The organism is Shinella sp. G-2 (genome assembly GCF_050172695.1).
GTDB lineage: Bacteria > Pseudomonadota > Alphaproteobacteria > Rhizobiales > Rhizobiaceae > Shinella.
On the sequence record NZ_JBBEYH010000019.1, the window covers coordinates 62,684 to 84,145 of the forward strand.

General features: G+C 64.5%; 20 protein-coding genes. 11 read left to right on the forward strand and 9 right to left on the reverse strand.

Annotated features, from left to right (window positions below; genetic code table 11):
* The 9 genes from V8U06_RS21905 to V8U06_RS21945 form a co-directional block, all read right to left on the reverse strand.
* Nucleotides 1-387, reverse strand: coding sequence for a COG4315 family predicted lipoprotein (locus V8U06_RS21905; RefSeq protein WP_371826666.1), 387 nt, complete (start codon nucleotides 385-387; stop codon nucleotides 1-3).
* A gap of 126 nt (nucleotides 388-513) precedes the next feature.
* Entirely contained in the window at nucleotides 514-1,392 is an 879-nt protein-coding gene (locus V8U06_RS21910) for a DMT family transporter (RefSeq protein ID WP_427142505.1), read from the reverse strand.
* Nucleotides 1,393-1,525: 133 nt separating this feature from the next.
* Nucleotides 1,526-2,137 (reverse strand): cupin domain-containing protein, encoded by a 612-nt coding sequence (locus V8U06_RS21915; RefSeq protein WP_427142506.1) that lies wholly within the window; start codon nucleotides 2,135-2,137, stop codon nucleotides 1,526-1,528.
* Nucleotides 2,138-2,181: 44 nt separating this feature from the next.
* Nucleotides 2,182-2,940, reverse strand: coding sequence for an SDR family NAD(P)-dependent oxidoreductase (locus tag V8U06_RS21920; RefSeq protein ID WP_427142507.1), 759 nt, complete (start codon nucleotides 2,938-2,940; stop codon nucleotides 2,182-2,184).
* 23 nt (nucleotides 2,941-2,963) lie between these two features.
* Nucleotides 2,964-4,142, reverse strand: coding sequence for an amidohydrolase (locus tag V8U06_RS21925; RefSeq protein ID WP_427142508.1), 1,179 nt, complete (start codon nucleotides 4,140-4,142; stop codon nucleotides 2,964-2,966).
* Nucleotides 4,139-6,001: a dipeptide ABC transporter ATP-binding protein gene (locus tag V8U06_RS21930; RefSeq protein ID WP_427142509.1), complete on the reverse strand. Its 1,863-nt coding sequence runs from the start codon at nucleotides 5,999-6,001 to the stop codon at nucleotides 4,139-4,141. The genes V8U06_RS21925 and V8U06_RS21930 overlap by 4 nt, the downstream gene beginning before the upstream one ends.
* Nucleotides 6,001-6,915, reverse strand: a complete 915-nt coding sequence (locus tag V8U06_RS21935; protein ID WP_427142510.1) for an ABC transporter permease — start codon at nucleotides 6,913-6,915, stop codon at nucleotides 6,001-6,003. Before V8U06_RS21935 ends, V8U06_RS21930 begins: the two co-directional genes overlap by 1 nt.
* Before the next feature lie 8 nt (nucleotides 6,916-6,923).
* Complete coding sequence (locus V8U06_RS21940) at nucleotides 6,924-7,913, reverse strand: ABC transporter permease (protein WP_427142511.1); 990 nt, start codon at nucleotides 7,911-7,913, stop codon at nucleotides 6,924-6,926.
* 67 nt (nucleotides 7,914-7,980) lie between these two features.
* Nucleotides 7,981-9,534, reverse strand: coding sequence for an ABC transporter substrate-binding protein (locus V8U06_RS21945; RefSeq protein ID WP_427142512.1), 1,554 nt, complete (start codon nucleotides 9,532-9,534; stop codon nucleotides 7,981-7,983).
* 599 nt (nucleotides 9,535-10,133) lie between these two features.
* Here V8U06_RS21945 and V8U06_RS21950 point away from each other — a divergent pair.
* The 11 genes from V8U06_RS21950 to V8U06_RS22000 all read left to right on the forward strand — a co-directional run bounded on the left by V8U06_RS21950 (nucleotide 10,134) and on the right by V8U06_RS22000 (nucleotide 21,434).
* On the forward strand, nucleotides 10,134-11,285 hold the full coding sequence (locus V8U06_RS21950) for a transporter substrate-binding domain-containing protein (protein WP_427142513.1): 1,152 nt from the start codon (nucleotides 10,134-10,136) through the stop codon (nucleotides 11,283-11,285).
* A 42-nt stretch (nucleotides 11,286-11,327) separates the two neighbouring features.
* Complete coding sequence (locus V8U06_RS21955; RefSeq protein ID WP_427142514.1) at nucleotides 11,328-11,990, forward strand: ANTAR domain-containing response regulator; 663 nt, start codon at nucleotides 11,328-11,330, stop codon at nucleotides 11,988-11,990.
* A 272-nt stretch (nucleotides 11,991-12,262) separates the two neighbouring features.
* Nucleotides 12,263-13,510 (forward strand): transporter substrate-binding protein, encoded by a 1,248-nt coding sequence (locus V8U06_RS21960; protein WP_427142515.1) that lies wholly within the window; start codon nucleotides 12,263-12,265, stop codon nucleotides 13,508-13,510.
* Nucleotides 13,511-13,575: 65 nt separating this feature from the next.
* Nucleotides 13,576-14,445, forward strand: coding sequence for an urea ABC transporter permease subunit UrtB (gene urtB / locus V8U06_RS21965; RefSeq protein WP_427142516.1), 870 nt, complete (start codon nucleotides 13,576-13,578; stop codon nucleotides 14,443-14,445).
* 27 nt (nucleotides 14,446-14,472) lie between these two features.
* The gene (gene urtC, locus V8U06_RS21970) at nucleotides 14,473-15,603 is read left to right on the forward strand and encodes an urea ABC transporter permease subunit UrtC (RefSeq protein ID WP_427142517.1); all 1,131 of its coding nucleotides are present in this window, start codon (nucleotides 14,473-14,475) and stop codon (nucleotides 15,601-15,603) included.
* Nucleotides 15,600-16,364, forward strand: a complete 765-nt coding sequence (gene urtD / locus V8U06_RS21975; RefSeq protein ID WP_226922150.1) for an urea ABC transporter ATP-binding protein UrtD — start codon at nucleotides 15,600-15,602, stop codon at nucleotides 16,362-16,364. The genes urtC and urtD overlap by 4 nt, the downstream gene beginning before the upstream one ends.
* The gene (urtE, locus tag V8U06_RS21980) at nucleotides 16,357-17,052 is read left to right on the forward strand and encodes an urea ABC transporter ATP-binding subunit UrtE (RefSeq protein WP_427142518.1); all 696 of its coding nucleotides are present in this window, start codon (nucleotides 16,357-16,359) and stop codon (nucleotides 17,050-17,052) included. The genes urtD and urtE overlap by 8 nt, the downstream gene beginning before the upstream one ends.
* Nucleotides 17,053-17,063: 11 nt before the next feature.
* Entirely contained in the window at nucleotides 17,064-18,098 is a 1,035-nt protein-coding gene (locus tag V8U06_RS21985; protein ID WP_226922148.1) for an aliphatic amidase, read from the forward strand.
* Between the two features lie 69 nt (nucleotides 18,099-18,167).
* Complete coding sequence (locus tag V8U06_RS21990; protein WP_226922147.1) at nucleotides 18,168-19,499, forward strand: purine-cytosine permease family protein; 1,332 nt, start codon at nucleotides 18,168-18,170, stop codon at nucleotides 19,497-19,499.
* 58 nt (nucleotides 19,500-19,557) lie between these two features.
* On the forward strand, nucleotides 19,558-20,577 hold the full coding sequence (locus V8U06_RS21995; RefSeq protein ID WP_226922146.1) for an alpha/beta fold hydrolase: 1,020 nt from the start codon (nucleotides 19,558-19,560) through the stop codon (nucleotides 20,575-20,577).
* 44 nt (nucleotides 20,578-20,621) lie between these two features.
* Nucleotides 20,622-21,434 carry a CbbQ/NirQ/NorQ/GpvN family protein gene (locus tag V8U06_RS22000; protein ID WP_427142519.1) on the forward strand — a complete coding sequence of 271 codons (813 nt, stop codon included), beginning with the start codon at nucleotides 20,622-20,624 and terminating at the stop codon, nucleotides 21,432-21,434.
* Nucleotides 21,435-21,462 lie beyond the last annotated feature (28 nt).

Below are 21,462 nucleotides of genomic sequence, written 5' to 3' on the forward strand. Positions count from 1 at the left end.
CTACTCTTTGGCGACGTGCCAGACACCGCCCATCCCGTCCCCGGTGACATCGCCGGATTTCTTGTCGTTCTGCCACAGATAGAGCGGCTTGCCGTCATAGGCCCACTGCTTGCTGCCGTCCTTACGGGCGACCAGCGTATATTTGCCGTCCGCGGCAGCATCCGCCGCCGCCATCAGGGGCGGCCACTTCTGGGCGCAGGCATCGTAGCAGTTGGACGTGTCCTTCGCATCCTTGTCGAAGATGTAAAGCGTCATGCCCTTGGCGTCGGTGAGAACCTCGCCCTTGGCCGTATCCATGGACTTGATGGCGCCGCCGGCATAGTCGTCCGCATGGGCGAGGGGCACGGTAACCGCCATCACGGCGGCGGCCAGTAGGAGAGAGCGCATGCTGAAATCCTCTTCGTTGCTGGTGTGAACGGCCGGTCGCCCGTCCGTAACCCTGAAGAACACCGCGCGGCCGCCAATAATCCCGCTGGCGAGAAATTTTTTAAGGCTAGTGCCGTGCCCGCGCCGTCAGGCGGAGGACGCCCGCTTCGTCAGCTGATGCTCGCGCCAGATGGTGAAGAGACCGGCGCCAACGACGATGACGGCGCCGGCGATCATGTTGAGCGTGACGATCTCGCCGAACAGCCAGACGGCGAGGATGACGTTGAGAACGAGCTGAAAATAGGTGACGGGCTGGACTTCGGCCGCCGGCAGCAGACCATAGGCGCGGATCAGGAAATAGTGGCTGAGGGTGCCGCAGACGCAGAGTGCGGCAAGGGCGAACCAGTCGGACGGTTCGACCGCCGTCCAGTAGAACGGACCGATCAGCGAGATCGCCACGGCTCCGGCCATGCCGGCGTAGAAGAGGCTGGTCACGGCCGAATCCTCGCGGCTCACGGCGCGGGTGGCGATGCTGTAAAGCGCAAAGAGCACCGACGCCCCGAGGGGGAGAAGCAGCGACAGATCGAAATGCACATCCACGGGATTGATGATCACGAGAACGCCGAGCAGGCCCACCAGCACGGCGGTTCCGCGCCGCCATCCGACCGCCTCGCCGAGCAGCGGGATCGAGAGGATCGTGATGATCAGCGGCGTTGCCTGAAAGATCGACTGGCTCATGGCGAGACCGGCATGCACATAGGAAAACACGATGAGCACGATTTCCGCGACGAGCAGCAGGCCTCTCGCGATCTGCAACCATGGGCGCCCCGTGCGCACGGCCTGGCGCATGCCACCCGGCGACGACGCGGCAAAGCCGCAGACGAAAAGCGCGAAGGCCCAGAAGCGGATCATCGTTATGAACAGCGCGGGATAACGATCGCCGAGATATTTGGTGATCGCATCCTGGCCGGCAAAAATGCAGATGGCCAGGAAGGCGAAGAGATAACCGCGGGTCTTGGGGCTCATGGCGTCCACACTCAGAATCGTCGAGCCCGCTGATAGCACAGGGCCGTGGGCAAGGCGCGGGCAAACGCGCCGCGTCTTCTCAACGGCCCGGAATGATGGCCGGCCGTAAAGCCGCGCCGGGACGGCACCCGGCTCAGAACGTGGGCGGCGTGCAGACCCAGAGGATGCTGGCCGCATCGTCGCCGATATTGCGATAGGAGTGCGGAATATTGGAGCGGAAGCAGAAGCCGTCGCCGGTCTCCAAACGGAAGGCATCGCCGTTGAGGGTGAGTTCCACGGTGCCGGTGAGGACGTAGCCGACCTCCTCGCCCTCATGCGTGATGGTTTCCCCGCTCTGCCCGCCCAGCTCCAGGTGATGGATGTTGCACTGGAGCAGATGGCCGTCCTTGTAGGGGATGATGCGCTCGAGCATCAGGCCGCGCGAGGTTCCCTTGTGCTTATCGAGGGTGATGAAGGGGCGCGTGCCCTTGCGGAATATGACGGATTCGTCGTCAGCCGGCTCGTCGAAGAGCCAGCTGATATTGGTTTCGAGCACCTGCACGACGCGGTGGATCATCGGAAGCGAGGGCAGCACCTTGCCGTTTTCCACCTTCGACAGAAGGCTTTCCGAGCAGCCACTGCTTTCGGCAAGTTCCTTCAGCGTCAGCCCTTTCATCTGCCGCGCGAGCCGCAACCGGACGCCGAGGCTCTTCTTGGTGTCGCTGAGGCTGTCCCGCTCGGCGTCCTGACGCTTCTCCCGCTTCATTCCGGTTCCTTCTTGATCGTGCCGGGGCTGCTTGTCGTCGAAATTCAATGGGCCATGCCGCCATCGACCATCATCTGCTTTGCAGTGATATAGCGGGATTCCTCCGAGGCCAGAAAGACATAAATCGGCGCCACTTCGTCCGGCGTGCCCTGCCGGCCGAGCGGCACGATGCGCTTGACGACCTCGCCATGCGCCGTGGCGCCGCCCATGAGGGCGATGGCCGGGTTGTTGAAGGGCGTATCGATCCAGCCGGGCAGGACGGAGTTCACGCGGATATTGTCGGGCGCAAGCTCCTGGGCGAGCGCGACGGTATAGGCGATGACCGCGCCCTTGGCGGCGGCATAGCCCGTCATGCCCGGCGCGCCGCGAAGGCCCGCCAGCGAGGACGTGGTGGTGATGCTGCCGCCGCCGGCCTTGCGGATGACGGGCGCGGCATGTTTCGTCGCGAAGAAGGTGCCACGGGCATTGACGTCGAAGACGGCGTCCCAGTCGTCGCCGGAGAACTGTTCGGCATGGCCGAGCCTCTGCAGCCCGGCGAAGAAGACGAGCGTATCGATCCCGCCCATCCGGCTTTCCGCGGCGGCGACGGCATCACGCACGCTCGCCTCCTGGCAGACGTCGCAGGCGATGGCCGACGCGTGGCGGCCGGTTCTGGCGCGGCTTGCGGCCGTTTCTTCGGCGGCCGGCAGGTTGATATCGGCGATGACGAGGTCCGCTCCGTTGTCGGCGAACTGGATGGCGGCGGCTCTGCCGATGCCGGTGGCCGCGCCGATCATCAAGGCCTTCTTGCCCGCAAGTCTCATGTCACTCTCCTCTGGTCAGTTCGTTATACGGTTCGGGATTGGCAGGCCTGCGCAAGTGCGACCCAATAGTGCGCACCGAGCGGCAGGATCTCGTCGTTGAAGTCGAATTCCGGGCTGTGCAGCGCCGTCGGGCGGCCGTTGCCGATCCAGGCATAGGCGCCCCTGCACGCGGCAAGCATGAAGGCGAAATCTTCCGACGCCATGCTCGGGGTGAACTGCGTGATCGCTGCCCCGCCGGTCGGCGAAAGCTCGGCGGCGCGCAGCATGATGCCGGCGGCATCGGGGTCGTTCGTCGTCACCGGATATTGCGACTGAATGTCGAGGCCGATCTTGACCGCGTGGGTGCGCGCGACGCCCTCCGCCATCTCGTGCATGCGCCGGTGCGCTGTGGATGCGACGCCCTCATCGAAGTAGCGCAGGGTTCCGCGCAGCTCCACGCTGTCGGGCAGGGCATTCAGGGAATGGCCGCCGTGAATCTGGGTGATCGAGAGCACGAGCTGCTGGTGCGGATCGATGGCGCGGCTGACGATGGCTTGCAGCGCCTGCGTCAGCGCACCCGCGGCCACGATCGTGTCGGTGCCGAGATGCGGCAGGGCGGCGTGCACCCCGTCGCCGCTCACCGTGATGCGGAAGAGATCCATGGCCGCCATCATCGGCCCCGGCCGCACCGCGATCCGGCCGGTTTCGAGGGAGGGCCAGTTGTGCAGGCCGAAGACGAGGTCGCAGGGCGCATGGTCGAACAGACCGTCCTCGACCATGACCCGGCCGCCGCCGGCCGCCTCCTCGGCGGGCTGAAAGATGAAGTGCAGGGTGCCGGGGACATCCTCCTGTCCCGAGAGGTAGTCGGCAGCCGCCAGCAGCATGGTCATGTGCCCGTCATGCCCGCAGGCATGGGTCGCGCCGGGGCGGGCGGAGCGATAAGACAGGGACGATTGCTCGGTGAGCGGCAGGGCGTCCATGTCGGCGCGAAAACCGATGCGCGGTCCGGCCTGTTTTCCTTCGAGACTTGCGACCAGTCCTGTCCCGGCAAGGCCTTGCCGTACCTTGAGGCCCATCTCGCCGAGACGGGCCGCGAGAAAGGCGGCCGTGTCGCGCTCCTCGAAGGCGATTTCCGGGTTCTGGTGCAGGTGATGCCGCCAGGCGCGATAGGTCGAGGCGCGTTCATCGAAGAAGTCCGACGCCTGCTTGTGGGAGAATGTCATAGGTTGTCCGTTCGTTTCAGGTCGGACCCGGCGCCGGCCGCCGTCAGGACCGAGGGCGGCGGCAGGCGGTCGAGGCCGAGGTGACAGGCGGCCGCGCTTCCGCCGCCCTTGCCGGAAAGTGCCGGTTCGCTGCTCCGGCAGGCGTCGACGACGAAGGGGCAGCGGCTGCGGAAGGAGCAACCCTCGGGAATGTGGATCGGGTCCGGCGGCTCGCCTTCGAGCAGATAGTCCCGCGGCCGGAAGGGTTTCGCCTCCACCGTGCTCACCGAGCTCAGCAGCGTGCGCGTGTAGGGGTGGGCGGGCGTGTCGAAGATCGTCTCGTTGTCGCCGATCTCGACGATCTTGCCGAGATACATGACCGCAATGCGCGCGCAGGCCCGCCGCACCATGGCAAGATCGTGGGAAATGTAGAGATAGGTGATGCCGTGCCTGCGCTGCAGGCTGTCGAAGAGGTCGAGCAGCTTGGCCTGCTCGACCTGGTCGAGCGCGGACAACGTCTCGTCGAGGATCAGCACGCTCGGTTCGAGAACCATCGCGCGGGCGATGTTGACGCGCTGACGCTGGCCGGCGCTGAGACCGACGGGCAGCGCGTCGTAGAGGTCAGGCGACAGGCCGACCTCCTGCATCACGGCGGAGACCTTTTCCCGCAGGCCGCGCCCGGATGCGAGCCCGTGGATGCTGAGGGGCTCGGCGATGGTCGCGCCGATCGAGACATGCGAAGGGATGGAATTGTAGGGATCCTGCAGGAGGAGCTGGAAGCGGCGGCGCATGGCAAGCAGCGCTTCGCCGCGCAGGGTCGCGACATCGACGCCGTTCACCTCGATCGCCCCGTGATCTGGCGGTTCGAGCGAGGAGAGCAGGCGCGACAGGGTGGATTTCCCGCAGCCGGATTCGCCGATCAGGCCGAGGCTCTCGCCGCGGCGAACCTCGAAGGAAACGCCCCGGACGGCCTGCACGCGGTTCTTCCGGAACAGCGATGCGCGGTCCTTCACCTCATAGGTCTTGGCGACGTCGCGCACGCTGAGGACGACGGGCTCGGCATTGACCTTCGGCACGGCGCCGACGTCGTGCCAGAGCCGCGGCACCTTGGCGAGCAGCTCCTTCGTATAGGGATGAACCGGGTTTTTCTGGATACGGCCGGTATCCTGCGCCTCCACGATCGCTCCCTTGTCGAGAACGACGACCGCGTCGGCAATGTCGACGATGGTGCCGAAGGAGGAGGAGACGAAGACGATGGACGTGCCGAAGTCGCGTTGCAGGTCGCGCAGCAGGCGCAGGATCTGGGCGGCGACGGTTACGTCCAGCGGCTGGGTGATGTTGTCGGCGACCAGCAGTTTCGGGTTGGAGATGAGCGCATCGACGATCATCGCCCGCTGCATCATGCCGCCGGAGAACTGGAAGGGATATTCGTCGAAGCGCGAACGGGCCGAGGGAATGCGCACGGCATCGAGCAGGTCGACGACGCGCCCCCGCGTCTCTTGGCGGGAAAGGCCGGGCTCGATGGTGCGCAGCTTCTCCTCGATCTGGTGGCCCACCGGCACGGTCGGATCGAGCGCCGTGGTCGGGTTGGCGCCGATATAGGCGATCTCGCGGCCGCGCAGGCGCGCCATCTCGGCTTCCGGCAGGGCAAGAAGGTTTCTCCCCTGATAGGTCACCGTGCCGGAGGTGACCTGAAGCGGCGGGCGCACCCAGTTGACCAGCGCGCGGGAGAGCAGCGTCTTGCCCGAGCCGCTTTCGCCGATGATACCGAGCACGGATTTCGGCTCGACCTTGAAGCTGATGTCGCAAAGCAGCTTTCGCGCGCCCGAGCCAAGGGAAATGCTGAGGCCTTCGACGTTGAGAAGAGGTTCCGCCGCCATCATGCCGCTCCCTGCAGAATGAGGTTCCGGCTTCTTTCCAGAACGCCGCCGATGAGGTTGAGGCTGCCGAGCGAAAGCGCCAGCAGGCAGCCGGGCACGATGGTGATCCACCAGGCGTTCAGGAGATACTGCGTGCCGCCCGAGATGATCGTGCCGAAGGTCGGCGTCGGTGGCTGGATGCCGATGCCGATGAAGCCGAAGATCGCCTCGAAGATCATCATGCGCGCGACGTCGAGCACCGCGACGAAGGCGATGGGCGGCAGGATGGAGGGCGCGATATGCCGGACCATGATGCGCAGGTCCGAGGCGCCGATGATGCGGGCGGCGCGCACATATTCCTTCTGGCGCTCGGCGAGCGTCACGCTGCGCGCAACGCGGGCATAGATCGGCCAGCCGGAGAGCACGAGCACCGAGACGATGGTGAAGGGGTTCGGGCGCGACATGCCGAGAATGGTGATGGCGAGGATGATGACCGGGATGGACATCTGGATATCGGTGATGCGCATCAGGACGACATCCGTCCAGCCACCGCGATAGCCGGAAAAGATGCCGATGGCGCAGCCGAGCACGAACATCAGCACGACGCTGACGACGCCGATCAGGAAGGCGTTGCGCAGGCCGATCAGCGAGCGCAGCAGGAGGTCGCGGCCGAGCTGATCCGTGCCGAGGAAATAGGGAAGCTTGCCGCCCTCCATGAACACGGGCGGCAGGAACTTGTCGGCGACCGAGATCTTCGTCGCCGAGGCGTCGATGATGAAGGGACCGAACAGCGTCAGCAGGCAGAGCGCGAGGAAGACGGCGCTTGCCACCTTCATTTCGGGCGAGCGCCAGGCATGCCGCAGGATGCGGGCATTGACGCTCTGGCCACGGGCGGGCGTGTGGGAAGATTGTGGGGTGGAGGATGCGATGGCCATGGTACCCCTCAGAACTTCAGGCGTCGGTCGATCGTCGTCGAGGCGAAGTCGACGGCGATGTTGATGAAGACGAGCACGGTGCTGGCGAAGATCGCGACCGTCTGGATGATCGGGAAATCGCGCTGGAAGACCGCATTGATCGTCAGAAGCCCGATGCCGGGGAAGCTGAAGATGTATTCGACGACGAAGAGCCCGCCGAGCAGCATGCCGATCATCTGCGCGCCGAAGCTGTTGAGCAGCGGCACGGCCGCATTGCGCAGCACATGGCGGAACAGCATGGCCCGCGCGCTGAGGCCGCGCACCTGCCCGATCTCGTAGAACGGGTCCTGCACGTTCGTCGCGACGGCGACCGAGATCGAGCGGATCATCACCGGCGCAAGCTCCACCGCGACGACGATGGCGGGGATGATGACATAGCCGATGTGCTGGTAGCCGATGGCGGGCAGCCAGCCGGTGCGGGCCGACAGCAGGTAGATCAGCACGATGCCGACCCAGACATTGGGCAGCGAGACGAGGAAGGAGGAAAGGTAGAGCGCAACCTTCTGCGGCCAGCCCCTGTTCCGCACACCGGCGAGGATGCCGAGCGGGATCGAGACGAGACAGGCGAGCAGGAAGCCGCAGGCGGCGAGCAGCAGCGTATAGGGCAGCGCCTTGCCGATCAGTTCGATGACGGCGGCGCGCTCGACCGGTGGCGAGCCGGCGGCATCCTGGGAGCCGCCCGTGGTGCCGCCCTGCTTGCCGCGGATGAAGGAATTGCCGAAGTCGCCCTTGGCGATATCGCCGAGATAGCGCAGGAACTGCACGGGGATGGGGTCGCGCAGCCCGAGGCGCTCGGCCGTTTCCTCCATGGCGCTCGGCGTTGCCATCGGGCCGAGGATGATGCGGATCGGGTCGCCCGGCGCAATGCGCAGCAGCGTGAAGATGACGAAGGCGACAGCCAGGACGATGAGAACGCCCTGACTGATGCGCCGCAAGAAGAATTCCAGGGCAAAAGCCATAATGGATCATCCGGCGATACGGAAAGAAGAGCGGGCGATGCGGTGCCGGCGCATCGCCCGCTGGCGGTCAGGACAGCGTCGCCTTGGACAGATCGATGGGGCCGTTCGGGTAGAACTTGACGCCGTCGAGCTTGGCGCTCATGGCGCGCAGGAAGACCGAGGAGAAGAGCGAGATGCTCGGCGCCTTGCCGGCGATGAGCGGCAGGGTCTCCTCCTGCAGGATCTTCAGGCGCTCCTCCGTGGAGGTGGCGCCGCGCTCCTTGTCGAGGGAGGCGTCGATCTCGGCATCGCTGACCCCGTTGATGAGCGCGAACTTGGAATGGTAGTTCGGCCGCAGCACGAGATCGGGTTCCGGCGAGCCGGTGATCCAGCCGACATCGATGATATGGCCGGGGCCCTGGCCGTCGGCGCGGCGATAGAGCTGCTCTTCCCAGGCGGCGGGCTCGAGAGTGGTGAGCTTCACCGGGAAACCCTGTTCCTGCAGCATGGCGGTGATGAGTTCGCCATATTCGCGCGTCTTCGGATAGAAGCCGACCGAGGTGATGTATTCGATTTCCGGCAGGCCCTGGCCATTGGGGAAGCCGGCCTGGGCAAGCAGGGCCTGCGTCTTTTCCGGGTCGTATTCCGGATAATCCTTCACGTCGGTGAAGCCGAACTTTACCGGGGAGACATGGCAGTTCGAGGCCTGCCCGGCCTCGCCGACCACGGCAAGGACCTGCGAGCGGTCGATGGCATGGCAGACCGCCAGCCGGATGCGCGGATCGTCGAAGGGCGGCTTGTTGCAGCGGAAGTGCAGGTACTTGTTCTCGCTGGACAGCGACCGGTCCGTCTTGAGGTTCGCTTCCTTCTGAAGGGAGAGATACTGCTCTGGCTCCAGACGTTCGGTGAGGTGGTACTGACCGTTGAGAAGCCCGAGCACGCGCGTGTTCGCATCCGGAACATAGGCCCAGACGATCTCCTCGATGGAGGGCTTGCCCTCGTGGAACTTGTCGAAGGCGGCGAACTTGATCTGGTCGCCGGTGGTCTCGACATATTTGAACGGGCCGGTGCCGTTCGGGCGCTGCTTCAGCGTCTCCGGATTGGCGACGTCGGCGGCCGAGAGGATCGGCAGGAAGCTCGAGACGTACCAGAAGTTCAGCGCCGGATAGCCGTATTGCCTGGTGCTCAGCCGCACCGTGAAATCGTCGACGACCTCGACATCGACGCGGCCCGGATACCAGGCCGAGGCCGGGCGGTCGGGGTTGGAGGCATATTCGTAGGTCGCCTTCACGTCGGCCGCAGTGAAGGGCTTGCCGTCATGGAAGGTCACGCCCTGGCGCAGCTTGTATTCCAGCGTGTGCTCGTCGATCACGGACCATTCGGTCGCAAGGTCCGGCAGGATTTCGCCCGGATTGGCCTCGCTCATCGGGCATTTGGTGAGATGGCCGAAGAGAAAGCCCTCGGCGGTGATCTGCGGGGCGACGGTGTGCGAGGTCGGGTCCCAGCTGCTGGTCACGGTGCCGGCGGCTGCGAAGATGAGCGGACCGGATGCGGCCAGGGCCCGGCTGGCAAGGCTCGGTAGCGAGAGCGCGGCGACGCCGAGGGCGCTCGCCTTCATGAATTCACGTCGGTTGATCGTCACGGTTAGGTTCCCTCTGGTTGGCGAAAAGGCACGCAAAGGGGCGCCGGCCATCAGCCGGAAACTGTCGATGAAATGGATGCCCCTCCTGGAAGGCGGATTTCTTTGGTTCCGCTTGCTCCCATGCCTTTTTGTAAACACAATCGCACTTCTGTTCAAGTGACTTGAATGTGAATGTGGTGTAATTTCTTTCCTGCGACCCCGGACAGGGGCGTGGTCGGCAGATCGCGGGAAGGGGGGCGGGCCTCGGCCGCGGCGGTTTTCGACGGGGTGCAGCGGGCAGGCAGGCAATAGGGCGGCGGCATCAGGGCTCGAAGAACCGCATGTTGACATTCCGCATTTCTCGATCCTATCGTAACGGAACGTCAATCTGGTGACGGGCGGCAAGGATGCCGCCATACTTCTGAGCGCAATGTCGCCTCCTGTGCCTCGCATCGTTCCGAGGCTGGGAGGTTTTTTGTTTTCTGGCGGGAGAAAGAAAACAGGCGCGCCCAGCGGACCGGACAGGCGGCATCTCGGCAAGCGGAAGCGATGGGGCGCAAGACCTCACCAGCGGTGGCCGATCAAAAAAAGGGGATCAAATTAAGGGATGAACCGAAACAATGGGAACTCTCAACCGAAATCAGCGGACCTCCGCGCCATGGCGCGTCGGGGTTCTCTTCTCGAAGACCGGATTCATGTCGGTCATCGAGGAAACGCAGTTGCGTGGCACGCTGATCGCCATCGACGAGATCAATGACCGGGGCGGCGTCAACGGGCGCCCCATCGAGCCGATCGTCTACGATCCGGGCTCGGAAATCCGCTCCTACGGGCAATATGCCAAGCGCCTGATGGTCGAGGACGGCGTCAGCACGATCTTCGGCTGCTACACCTCCTCCAGCCGCAAGGCGGTCCTACCGGTCGTCGAGCGGCTGGATGGCCTGCTCTGGTATCCGACACTTTACGAGGGCTTCGAGTTCTCGCCGAACGTCATCTATACCGGCGCGACGCCGAACCAGAATTCCGTGCAGCTCTGCCGGGCGCTGATGAGCCAGTTCGGCAACCGCTTCTTCTTCGTCGGCTCGGACTACGTCTATCCGCGCGAATCCAATCGGGTGATGCGGGAACTGGTGCGCAACAATGGCGGGACGATCGTCGGGGAACGGTATCTGCGCCTCGAGGCCGACCGCAGCGAGTTCATGCCGCTGGTGCGCGAGATCAAGCAGGCGCAGCCGGACGTGATCTTCTCCACCGTCGTCGGCGAATCCACCACCTTCCTCTATCAGGCTTATCACGATCTCGGCCTCAATCCGAAGACCGTGCCCATTGCCAGCCTCACCACGACCGAGGCGGAAATCCGCGCCATGGGCTACGATGTCGGGGAGGGGCACTATACGGCGGCATCCTATTTCCAGGGTGTGGAGACGGCGAGCAACAACAGCTTCGTCAGCCACTACCAGAAGCGCTATGGCGGCGACGAGCCGACCAACATGTGCCTCGAAGCCTCGTATTTTCAGGTCAATCTCTTCGCCCGCACGCTGGAGGAGACCAATTCCCTCGACACCAAGCAATTGCGCACCTTCGTCATGGGGGCGGAATTCGAGGCGCCGCAGGGGAGTGTGTCGATCAACCCCGTCTGGGGCCATGCGGATGTCTGGACGCGCATCGGCCGGGCGAACCGGCAGGGCCAGTTCGACATCGTCTTCCAGTCGCAGGCGAGCGTGAAGGCCGATCCCTATCTCATCGGCTACGGCCGTTGTCTGGAGAATTGCTGAATGCAGGAAACGGGAAGACGCCGTCCCCAGCGGGAGGAGCGCATGCCGGAAATGTCGAGGGCGGACTACGGTCACGACCGCTGGATCGGGGGGCAAAAGCCGGAGAACCGGCCTGTCGCGGAGGAGCGTCCGCGTCAGGCGGGCCTTCCGGCCGAGTTCACCGTCGCCGTCATCGTCGAGCGCGATGACCATGGCGAGTTCCTGATCCGGGAGTTGCAGCGTCAGCGCGTCGCCGTGCGGCACATCTGGCCGAAGCCGGCGCAGATCCCGCTGCAATACGACGCGATCTTCTGCCTGCTTTCGGACGACCTGCCGCAGCGCATTCCCTGGGTGCCGGGGGAGCCGTCCTCCGCGCTGATCCTCGTGGATGACGGCAAGGCGCCGCTCAACCTCAAGCTCGTCCATAACTGCGCGGCGCACGGCATGCTGCATTATCCGGCGACGGCCCGGATGATCCAGGCGGTGCTGATGATGGCGCGCGAGCATTTCCAGTATGAGCGGCGCCTTCGCGGGCGGATCGACAAACTCGACGAGAACCTGCGCACCATGCGCCTCGTCGAGCGGGCGAAGGCGCTGCTCATCCGCTTGAAAAACCTCAGCGAAGAGGAGGCCTACAACTTCCTGCGCAAGCAGGCGATGGAGAAGCGCGTGACGATCGGCGCCGTCGCTGCGGCGGTGATTGACTCGCACGAACTTCTCAGTTAGCGTTTTCGTATTGTCGCGGCAAAGGCGCTGCGCAAATAAGGGTGACGATACCCCACGGGTCCGCGAGAGCGGAGCGTGGGGTTTTTTGTTTTTCTACATGACCTGAAGCCGATCCGGCGAAAGCACGCGATGCGTCGCAGCCGGACCTGCCAGACAAGCGCATTCCCCGCGGCGAGGACGCCGCAAACAAATCCAGAGGCGAAGAGGCCCCGAAACGATCCGCCAGTCCGGCGGAGCGCTTCGGGGCCTTTGTTTTTTGATGGAGACAGAGGGTGAACAAGAACAGGCGCGAATTTCTGAAAATCGGGGCGGCAGCCGGCGCGGTATCGCTGGTGGGCTTCCCCCATATCTGGTCGAAGAATTCCTCGCTGGCCTTTGCGCAGGACGGTGAGATCAAGGTGGGCGTGCTCTTCTCGCTGACCGGCACGACGGCGATTATCGAGGAGTCGCTGAACAAGGCGACGCTGATGGCGATCGAGGAGATCAATGCCAATGGCGGCATCAACGGGCTGAAGATCACGCCGGTGGTGGAAGACCCGGCCTCGGATCCGGCGACCTTCGCCGAAAAGGCCCGCAAGCTGGTGCTCAGCGACCGCTGCGTTTCCGTGTTCGGCTCCTATACCTCGGCGAGCCGCAAGGCCGTGCTGCCGGTCTTCGAGAAGCAGGAGAACCTCTTCTGGTATCCGACGCTCTACGAGGGCCGCGAATGCTCCAAGAACGTCATCTATACGGGCGCGGTGCCGAACCAGCAGCAGGACGACTTCATTCCCTGGCTGGTCGAGAAGTTCGGCAAGCGCTGGTACCTGATCGGCTCGAACTACATCTATCCGAAGGAAGAGAACAACTACTGCAAGAAGCTGCTCGAAGGGCTCGGCGCGGAGGTCATCGCCGAGGAATACGTGCCGCTCGGTCATTCGGAGTTCTCCTCCGTCATCAACAAGTTCCGCTCGGAAAAGCCCAACGTCATCTTCTCGACGGTGGTCGGCGATTCCGTGGTGGCGCTGCACCGGCAGTATCGTGCGGCCGGCCTTGACCCGGCCACCATGCCGATGGCGAGCCTCACCACCTCCGAGAACGAGGTCGCGGCCATGGGCGGTGATGCCGCCGCCGGCCACTTCACCTCCGCGCCCTACTTCATGGTCTTCGATTCCCCGGAGAACCAGCGCTTCGTCGAGGCCTACCGCTCCCGCTGGGGCGGCGACAAGGTCACGCATTTCGTCTCGGAATCCTCCTACTTCCAGGTCCATCTCTTCAAGCAGGCGGTCGCCAAGCTCGCGGCGAGCGACATCGGCCCGCTCGCCATCCGCGAGGCGGTGAAGAACGAGCAGTACAAGGCGCCGCAGGGCCTAGTGAAGGTGGAGCCGGAGAACCTGCACTGCTGGCTGCGTCCGAAGATCGGGCAATGCAAGGCGGACGGGCAGTTCGAGATTCTGACGCAATCGGCCGACTGGCTCGAGCCCAATCCCTACAGCGCCTATCCCAACCAGAAGTGCACCGCCGAAGGCCTCAAGGAGGTCTGATCCCCCGAGCAGCCGGCGGCCGTCTTCCGGACGGCCGCCGGTCCAACCTCCTGGAGAAGGTGCCGATGGACTTCGTCGTTTCGCAAATTCTGACAGGCCTCAGCCTGTCCTCGATCCTGCTTCTCGTGGCCCTCGGGTTTGCGATCATCTACGGGGTGACCGGGGTCATCAATCTCGCCCATGGCGAGTTCGTGATGCTCGGCGCCTACTGTGCCTGGCTGCTGCAAAGCCAGTTCGGCTGGAGCCTTCTGGCAAGCCTTGCCGTCATCTTCCTCCTGATCGCCGCGCTCGGCTGGCTGATCGAGGTCGCCGTCATCCGCCATCTCTATGACCGGCCGCTGGACACGATCCTCGCGACCTGGGGCCTTGGCGTCATGACACAGCAGATCGTGCGCCTGACGGCCGGCGGCGAGCTGCGCTACGTGCAGATGCCGCCGTCGCTGTCCGGCAGCGTCGATATCCTCGGCGCGACCGACTCGGCCTACCGCCTCTTCGTGCTCGCCGTGGCGCTCGGCCTCTTCGTGCTGACCTGGTGCATCTACCGCTACACGTCCTTCGGCCTGAAACTTCGGGCGATCACCCAGAACCGCGCCATCGCATCGAGCTTCGGCATCAATTCCGCCCGCGCCTATCGGCTGACCTTCGCCTATGGGGCCGGCATCGCCGGGCTTGCCGGCGCGCTGATCTCGCCCCTGAAAAGTGTATCGCCGGAAATGGGCACGACCTATGTCGTCGACGCCTTCATGGTGGTCGTTCTCGGCGGCGTGCAGAGCCTCGTCGGCACGCTCGCAAGCTCCACAGTACTCGGCGAAGCCTCCGGCCTTCTTGCCTATTACAGCAACGACACGATCGCCAAGGCGCTCGTCCTCATCGCCATCGTCATCATCATCCGGTTCCGGCCGCAGGGCTTGTTCGCCCCGCGTGTGCGCGCCTGACCGCCTGCGTCAACGAGAGGTTCCGCCTTGTCTGGAAAAGTCTCCCGCCAAATCCTTCTCTACGGCGTCGTCTGTCTGGCGATCCTCGCCGTGCCCCTGCTGGTCGACGACGCCTTCCTGCTCAACAAATATGCCCGTTACCTGATCTTCGGCATGCTGGCGATCGCGCTCAGCCTGTCCTGGGGCTATGCCGGCATCCTCAATCTCGGACAGGCCACGACCTTCGGTCTCGGTTCCTATTGCATGGCCATGTTCCTGAAGCTGAAGACTGTGCCGATCCACACCGGCAGCGACGGCCTTCCCGACTTCATGGTCTGGAACAACGTCACCGAGCTGCCGTGGATCTGGTCGCCCTTCTATTCCATGCCCATCGCGCTTCTCGCAGGCATCCTTGTTCCGGCGCTGTTCGCTGCGCTTCTCGGCTGGTTCATGTTCGGCGGGCGCATCGCCGGGGTCTATGCGGCGATCATCACGCTCGCCGCCATGGTGGTGGTCAACCTCATCATCGTCGACCAGCAGAGCTATACCGGCGGCTTCAACGGCATCACCGACCTTGCGCAGTTCGACATTGCCGGTCTGACCTTCGATGCCTATTCCGCCTCGACCTATTATCTCGTGGCGGCCTGCCTCACCGTCACGCTGTTCCTCGCGCTCGCCGTCTCGCGCAGCAAGACCGGCCTCATCCTGCAGGCGGTGCGTGACCAGGAGGAGCGGGTACGCTTCTTCGGCTACGATGTCGCGCTCTACAAGACCGTCGTCTTCGCCCTTTCCGCTGCCATCGCGGGTCTTGCGGGCATGCTCTACACGATCGTCATGGAATTCGCCTCGCCGACCTTCCTCGGCGTGCCGCTCAGCCTTTCCATCGTGATCTGGGTTGCCGTCGGCGGCCGGCAGAGCCTCGTCGGCGCCATGCTGGGGGCGATCCTGGTCACCGGCGTGCAAGGGGCGCTGTCGGAATCCGAAGCCTTCCTCGAAACCTGGACCCTCGTCATGGGCGGCCTGTTTGTCCTCATCGTGCTGTTCATGCCGAAGGGGCTGGCGGGCGCCTTCGAAGCCCTCGTGCGCCGCTTCCCTAAGGCAGAGCGCGAGGGCGGCGCCCGCCATGCCACCGAGCATTCCCCATCCGAATCCCAACCCCATCTCGGAGGTGCGCTATGACGTCCGCCCGCGCGCAATTGCTCGCGCTCAACCAGGTGACCGTCGCCTTCTCGGGTTTCATCGCGGTCGACCGGCTCGACTTCGAGGTGGCGGCGGGCGAGCTGCGCTGCCTGATCGGCCCGAACGGTGCCGGCAAATCGACGACGCTCGACCTCATCTGCGGCAAGTCCCGCATCACCTCGGGCGAAATCGTCTTCCGCGGCGCCCCCATCCACGCCCTGAGGGAGTTCCGCATCGCCCGCACCGGCATCGGCCGCAAGTTCCAGGTGCCGAGCGTGTTTCGCGAACTGACCGTGCGGGAAAACCTGGAGATCGGCTGCTCGCGCGATCCGGGCGTCTGGCGCAATCTTTTCCGCTTCTCCGGCGGGGCGGACACCGAGCGGCTGGAGCGCCTCGCCGTGCTGGTCGGGCTGGAGGACCAGCTCGAAACCCAGGCCGCGCAACTCTCGCACGGCCAGACGCAATGGCTGGAGATCGCACTGATCCTCGCCCAGGATCCTGCGCTCATCCTCATGGACGAGCCGACCGCCGGCATGACGGCGCATGAGACCAACATGACCGCCGAGCTCTTCAACCGGCTGCGCGGCAAGCACACCCTCATCGTCGTCGAGCACGACATGGGCTTCGTGCGCGACATCGCCGAGACGGTTTCGGTGATGCATCAGGGCAAGCTGCTCGCCCAGGGCACCGCCGATGCGGTTTCGCAGGATGCGAAGGTCCGTGAGGCCTATCTCGGTTCGGGAGGTATCGGCCATGCTTGAGCTTTCCGATGTCGACGGCTTCTACGGCCGCAGCCGCGCCCTTCAGTCGGTCTCGCTCTCGGTGCGGGAAGGCGAGTTCCTGACGGTGCTCGGGCGCAACGGCGTCGGCAAGACGACGCTGCTGCGCACCATCCTCGGCCTCATGTCGCGCTGTGCCGGCTCGATCCGGCTCGACGGGGCGGAGATCAACAACCTGCCGACCCATATGCGGGCGCGTGCCGGGCTCGGCTATGTGCCGCAGGGGCGGGGTATCCTGCCGAACTTCACCGTGCGCGAGAACCTGCTGCTCGGCACCTTCGCCGCGGAAAAGCCGGCGCGCACGATCCCCGATCACATCTTCGATCTGTTCCCGATCCTGAAGGAGTTCCTCGGCCGTCGCGGGGGCAATCTCTCTGGCGGTCAGCAGCAGCAGCTCGCCATCGCGCGGGCCCTGCTGTCGGAGCCGAAGATCCTGCTTCTCGACGAGCCGACGGAGGGCATCCAGCCCAACATCGTCGAGCAGATCGAGGACGTGCTGATCGACCTCAACCGCAAGCACGGCCTCGCCGTGATCCTCGTCGAACAGAACATCAAATTCGCGCGGCGGGCCTCGCACCGCTTCGCGATCCTCAATCGCGGAAGCGTGGCGGTGTCGGACGACATCGGCGCGCTCGGCGATGACCTCATCCAGAGCCACCTCGTCGTCTAAGGAGACTTGAAATGTATCATGGTGACATCAGCAGCAGCAAAGACACCGTTGGCGTTGCTGTCGTGAACTACAAGATGCCGCGGCTGCACACCAAGGCCGAAGTGCTGGAAAATGCCCGCAAGATCGCCGCTATGGTGGAGGGCATGAAGGTCGGCCTGCCGGGCATGGATCTGGTCATCTTCCCGGAGTATTCGACCCACGGGATCATGTACGATTCCAAGGAGATGTACGAGACCGCCTCGCAGATCCCGGGCGAAGAAACGGCGATCTTCGCCGAGGCCTGCCGCAAGGCCAATGTCTGGGGCGTCTTCTCGCTGACCGGCGAGCGCCACGAGGAGCACCCGCACAAGGCGCCCTACAACACGCTCATCCTAATGAACAACAAGGGCGAAATCGTCCAGAAGTACCGCAAGATCATGCCCTGGGTGCCGATCGAGGGCTGGTATCCGGGTGACTGCACCTATGTGTCCGAGGGCCCGAAGGGCCTGAAGATCAGCCTCATCATCTGCGATGACGGCAACTACCCGGAGATCTGGCGCGACTGCGCCATGCGGGGCGCCGAGCTCATCATCCGCTGCCAGGGCTACATGTATCCGGCCAAGGAGCAGCAGGTGCAGATCTCCAAGTCCATGGCCTGGGCGAACAACGTCTATGTGGCGGTCGCCAATGCCGCCGGCTTCGACGGGGTCTATTCCTATTTCGGCCATTCCGCGATCGTCGGCTTCGACGGGCGCACGCTCGGCGAATGCGGCACGGAGGAGAACGGCATCCAGTATGCGCAGCTCTCCGTCTCGGCTATCCGCGATGCCCGTCGCAACGGTCAGTCGCAGAACCATCTCTTCAAGCTGCTGCACCGTGGCTATACCGGCATGATCAATTCGGGCGAAGGCGACCGCGGCGTCGCCTCCTGCCCGTACAACTTCTACGCCAAATGGGTGAACGACCCGGACGGGACGCGCGAAATGGTCGAGGCCATGACCCGCGGTTCGGTCGGCACGGATGAATGCCCGATCGAGGGCATTCCCAACGCCAACGCCCATCGCTGACGCAAGCCGGACCATCCGGCCGTCGCGCCGGGTGGTCCCTTCAACAAGAGAGACATGAGGGGAACGAACGTGTCTACACAGTCCACAGGGCCAGGCGATCTGTCGCCGCTCGATGCCGACCACGTGCTCGGCGAAGAATACGAACATGCGCCCGTGCCGCTTTCGGCCCGGCACAGCCTCTTTTCCATGGTGACGGTCTGGGCCGGGTTCCCGGCGATCATCACCGGCTCCATGACGGGCTCGATCCTCGTGCTCGGCATGGGCTTTTCCCGCGCGCTCGTCGCGATGGTGCTCGGCAACCTGATCATGTTCGCCTATGTCGGCGCGCTCGGCCTTTCGGCGACGAAGAGCGGGCGCAACTTCGCGCTGATCGCCTCCGGCGTCTTCGGCACCAAGGGCTATGCGCTCGCCTCCGGCCTGCTCTCGACGCTGCTGCTCGGCTGGTTCGCCGTGCAGACCGGCATTACCGGCGCGCTGATCGCCTCGACCTACGGGATGAGTTATGTGGCGATGACCATCGTCGCGGGCCTGCTCTATATCGCCATCACCTTCATCGGCGTGCGCGGCCTGCACCTGATCGGCCTCGTTTCTGTGCCGCTGTTCTTCGTGCTCGGGCTCTTCGTGGTGATGCACGCGGCCTCGACCACCACCTTCGACGCGATCTGGAACTATGCCGGCAACAACGGCGTCGCCACCATGTCGATGGGGGTCGGGCTGACGGTCGTCATCGCGCTCTTCATCGATGCCGGCACGGTGACCGCCGATTTCAACCGCTGGGCCAGGACCGGCAGCCACTCCCTCATCGCGACCTTCTCGGCCTTCCCGGTCTCCAATCTCGTCGCCATGCTGGTCGGCGGCATCCTGACGGCAGCGCTGGCGGTGCCGAACGCCAATCCGTTCGGGGCGGACAACATGTTCGGCTACATGAACACGTTGCAGATCGGCTGGCTCAGCGCGCTCGCCTTCCTGTTCCTCTATATCAACCTCGGCTCGGTCTGCTCGCACTGCCTCTACAATGCGGCGACCGGCTGGTCGCGCATCCTCGGCTCGAAGATGCGACTGCTCGCCGTGGTGCTCGGCGTGCTCGGCATCGTGATCGCCGCCGGCAATGTCTGGGCTTTCTTCATCCAGTGGCTGTCGCTGCTCGGCATCGTGGTTCCGCCCATCGGCATGATCCTCCTGGTCGAGGCCTACATCTTCAAGAGCGCGGGTGCGATGGAAAAGGAATGGCGTTCGACGCCGTTTCTTTCCTGGGCGATCGGCTCGGCCGTCGGCTTCGTTGTCGAATTCTACGCGCCGCAGTTTTCCACGGCCATCAGCGCGGGCCTCGTCGCCGGCATCGCCCATCTCGCGCTGTCCTCGCTGAAGGACCGGCGCACCGCTGCGGGCGCTTCCGCCTGAAACCGGCGGCGCGCTTCGGCGCGCCCCGAATGCTCATGTTCAATGAAGGAAGAACAGAATGACGCTCGACTACGAAATCTTCGGCCTCGGCGATTTCGCCCTGCAGAACGGCGCGATCCTGCGCGACGCCAAACTGGCCTACAAGACCTTCGGAACGCTCAATGCCGCGAAGGACAATGCCATCGTCTATCCGACCTGGTATTCCGGCCAGCACTACGACAACGAATGGCTTGTCGGCCGGGGCATGGCGCTCGATCCCGACAGGTACTTCATCATCATTCCGAACATGTTCGGCAACGGCCTTTCCTCCTCGCCGAGCAACACGCCGGAGCCCTACAATGCCGCCCGCTTCCCGAAGGTGACGGCCTATGACAATGTCCGCGCCCAGCACCGGCTGGTGACGGAGCACTTCGGCATTTCGCACCTGCGCATGGTGACCGGCTGGTCGATGGGCGCGCTGCAGACCTTCCATTGGGGCGCCATGTACCCGGATATGATGGACCTGCTCGTGCCCTTCTGCGGTTCGGCGAAATGCTCGCGCCACAACTTCGTCTTCCTGGAGGGCGTGAAGGCGGCGCTGACGGCGGACGATGCCTTCCAGAATGGCTGGTACACGACAAAGCCGCACAAGGGCCTGCGGGCCGCCGCCCGCGTCTATGCCGGCTGGGGTTTCTCGCAGTCCTTCTACCGCGAGGAACTGGACCTGAAGACGCTGGGCTATGCCTCGCTCGAGGATTTCCTCGTCGCCTTCTGGGAGGGTTTCTTCCTGCCGAAGGACCCCAACAACCTGCTCACCATGCTGTGGACCTGGCAGAACGGCGACATCTCGGCGAACGACCTCTTCAACGGCGACTACAAGGCCGCGCTCGGCGCGATCAAGGCGAAGACCTATGTCATGCCCGGCGGAACCGATCTCTACTTCCCGCCGGAGGACAGCCAGAACGAGGTCGCGAACATGCCGAACGCGACCTATGTGCCGATCCCCTCGATCTGGGGGCACTTTGCCGGCGGGCCGGGCACCAATCCCGTCGACGTCAAGTTCCTGGACGACAAGCTGAAAGAACTGCTGGCGTCCTGATCCCCCAAGCGCCGCGACGGCTGGAGCGTCGCGGCGCCAACTTCATGAGGTCTATCGTGACGAACCTGGATGCCTATCGCATTTCCAGCGAACCCTTCTATCGGCCGGTCGAAAGCGAGATCGCGCTGTTCGAGGCCGCCCACAAGAGCCGCATGCCCGTCATGCTGAAAGGGCCGACCGGCTGCGGCAAGACGCGCTTCGTCGAGCACATGGCCTGGCGGCTGGGCAAGCCGCTGATCACCGTCTCGTGCCATGAGGACATGACCGCCTCGGATCTCGTCGGGCGCTATCTGCTCGACACGGACGGTACGGTCTGGCACGACGGGCCGCTGACCCTTGCCGTGCGCGAAGGGGCGATCTGCTATCTCGACGAGATCGTCGAGGCGCGACAGGACACCACCGTCGTCATCCACTCGCTGACCGACGACCGGCGCATCCTGCCGCTTGAAAAGAAGAACGAGGTGGTGCGGGCGCATCCGGATTTCCACGTCGTCATCTCCTACAATCCCGGCTATCAGAGCGTGCTCAAGGATCTGAAGGAATCGACCAAGCAGCGCTTCGGCGCGATCGCCTTCGGTTATCCATCGCCCGAGATCGAGGCGGAGATCGTCGCCCGGGAGGCGGGCATCGACCGGCGCACGGCGGACATGCTGGTGCGTATCGCCGAGCGCTCGCGCAATCTCAAGGGGCAGGGACTGGAGGAAGGGGCCTCCACCCGCATGCTGATCAATTCCGGCCTGCTGATCGCCGCCGGCATCGCGGTCGAGGCGGCCTGCCAGGTTGCCATGGTCGTGCCGATCACAGACGATCCGGACGTGCGCGACGCGCTGACCGGCGCGATTGCCGCCTGCCTCTGAGGCCGTCATGCAGGAGGCCGCAACCCTC

Excerpts from the sequence above, each read along its gene's own strand:
- V8U06_RS21905 (WP_371826666.1), bottom strand. The coding sequence starts at position 387 with ATGCGCTCTCTCCTACTGGCCGCCGCCGTGATGGCGGTTACCGTGCCC.
- V8U06_RS21910 (WP_427142505.1), bottom strand. The coding sequence starts at position 1,392 with ATGAGCCCCAAGACCCGCGGTTATCTCTTCGCCTTCCTGGCCATCTGC.
- V8U06_RS21915 (WP_427142506.1), bottom strand. The coding sequence starts at position 2,137 with ATGAAGCGGGAGAAGCGTCAGGACGCCGAGCGGGACAGCCTCAGCGAC.
- V8U06_RS21920 (WP_427142507.1), bottom strand. The coding sequence starts at position 2,940 with ATGAGACTTGCGGGCAAGAAGGCCTTGATGATCGGCGCGGCCACCGGC.
- V8U06_RS21925 (WP_427142508.1), bottom strand. The coding sequence starts at position 4,142 with ATGACATTCTCCCACAAGCAGGCGTCGGACTTCTTCGATGAACGCGCC.
- V8U06_RS21930 (WP_427142509.1), bottom strand. The coding sequence starts at position 6,001 with ATGGCGGCGGAACCTCTTCTCAACGTCGAAGGCCTCAGCATTTCCCTT.
- V8U06_RS21935 (WP_427142510.1), bottom strand. The coding sequence starts at position 6,915 with ATGGCCATCGCATCCTCCACCCCACAATCTTCCCACACGCCCGCCCGT.
- V8U06_RS21940 (WP_427142511.1), bottom strand. The coding sequence starts at position 7,913 with ATGGCTTTTGCCCTGGAATTCTTCTTGCGGCGCATCAGTCAGGGCGTT.
- V8U06_RS21950 (WP_427142513.1), top strand. The coding sequence starts at position 10,134 with ATGGGAACTCTCAACCGAAATCAGCGGACCTCCGCGCCATGGCGCGTC.
- V8U06_RS21955 (WP_427142514.1), top strand. The coding sequence starts at position 11,328 with ATGCCGGAAATGTCGAGGGCGGACTACGGTCACGACCGCTGGATCGGG.
- urtB (WP_427142516.1), top strand. The coding sequence starts at position 13,576 with ATGGACTTCGTCGTTTCGCAAATTCTGACAGGCCTCAGCCTGTCCTCG.
- urtD (WP_226922150.1), top strand. The coding sequence starts at position 15,600 with ATGACGTCCGCCCGCGCGCAATTGCTCGCGCTCAACCAGGTGACCGTC.
- urtE (WP_427142518.1), top strand. The coding sequence starts at position 16,357 with ATGCTTGAGCTTTCCGATGTCGACGGCTTCTACGGCCGCAGCCGCGCC.
- V8U06_RS21985 (WP_226922148.1), top strand. The coding sequence starts at position 17,064 with ATGTATCATGGTGACATCAGCAGCAGCAAAGACACCGTTGGCGTTGCT.
- V8U06_RS21995 (WP_226922146.1), top strand. The coding sequence starts at position 19,558 with ATGACGCTCGACTACGAAATCTTCGGCCTCGGCGATTTCGCCCTGCAG.
- V8U06_RS22000 (WP_427142519.1), top strand. The coding sequence starts at position 20,622 with ATGAGGTCTATCGTGACGAACCTGGATGCCTATCGCATTTCCAGCGAA.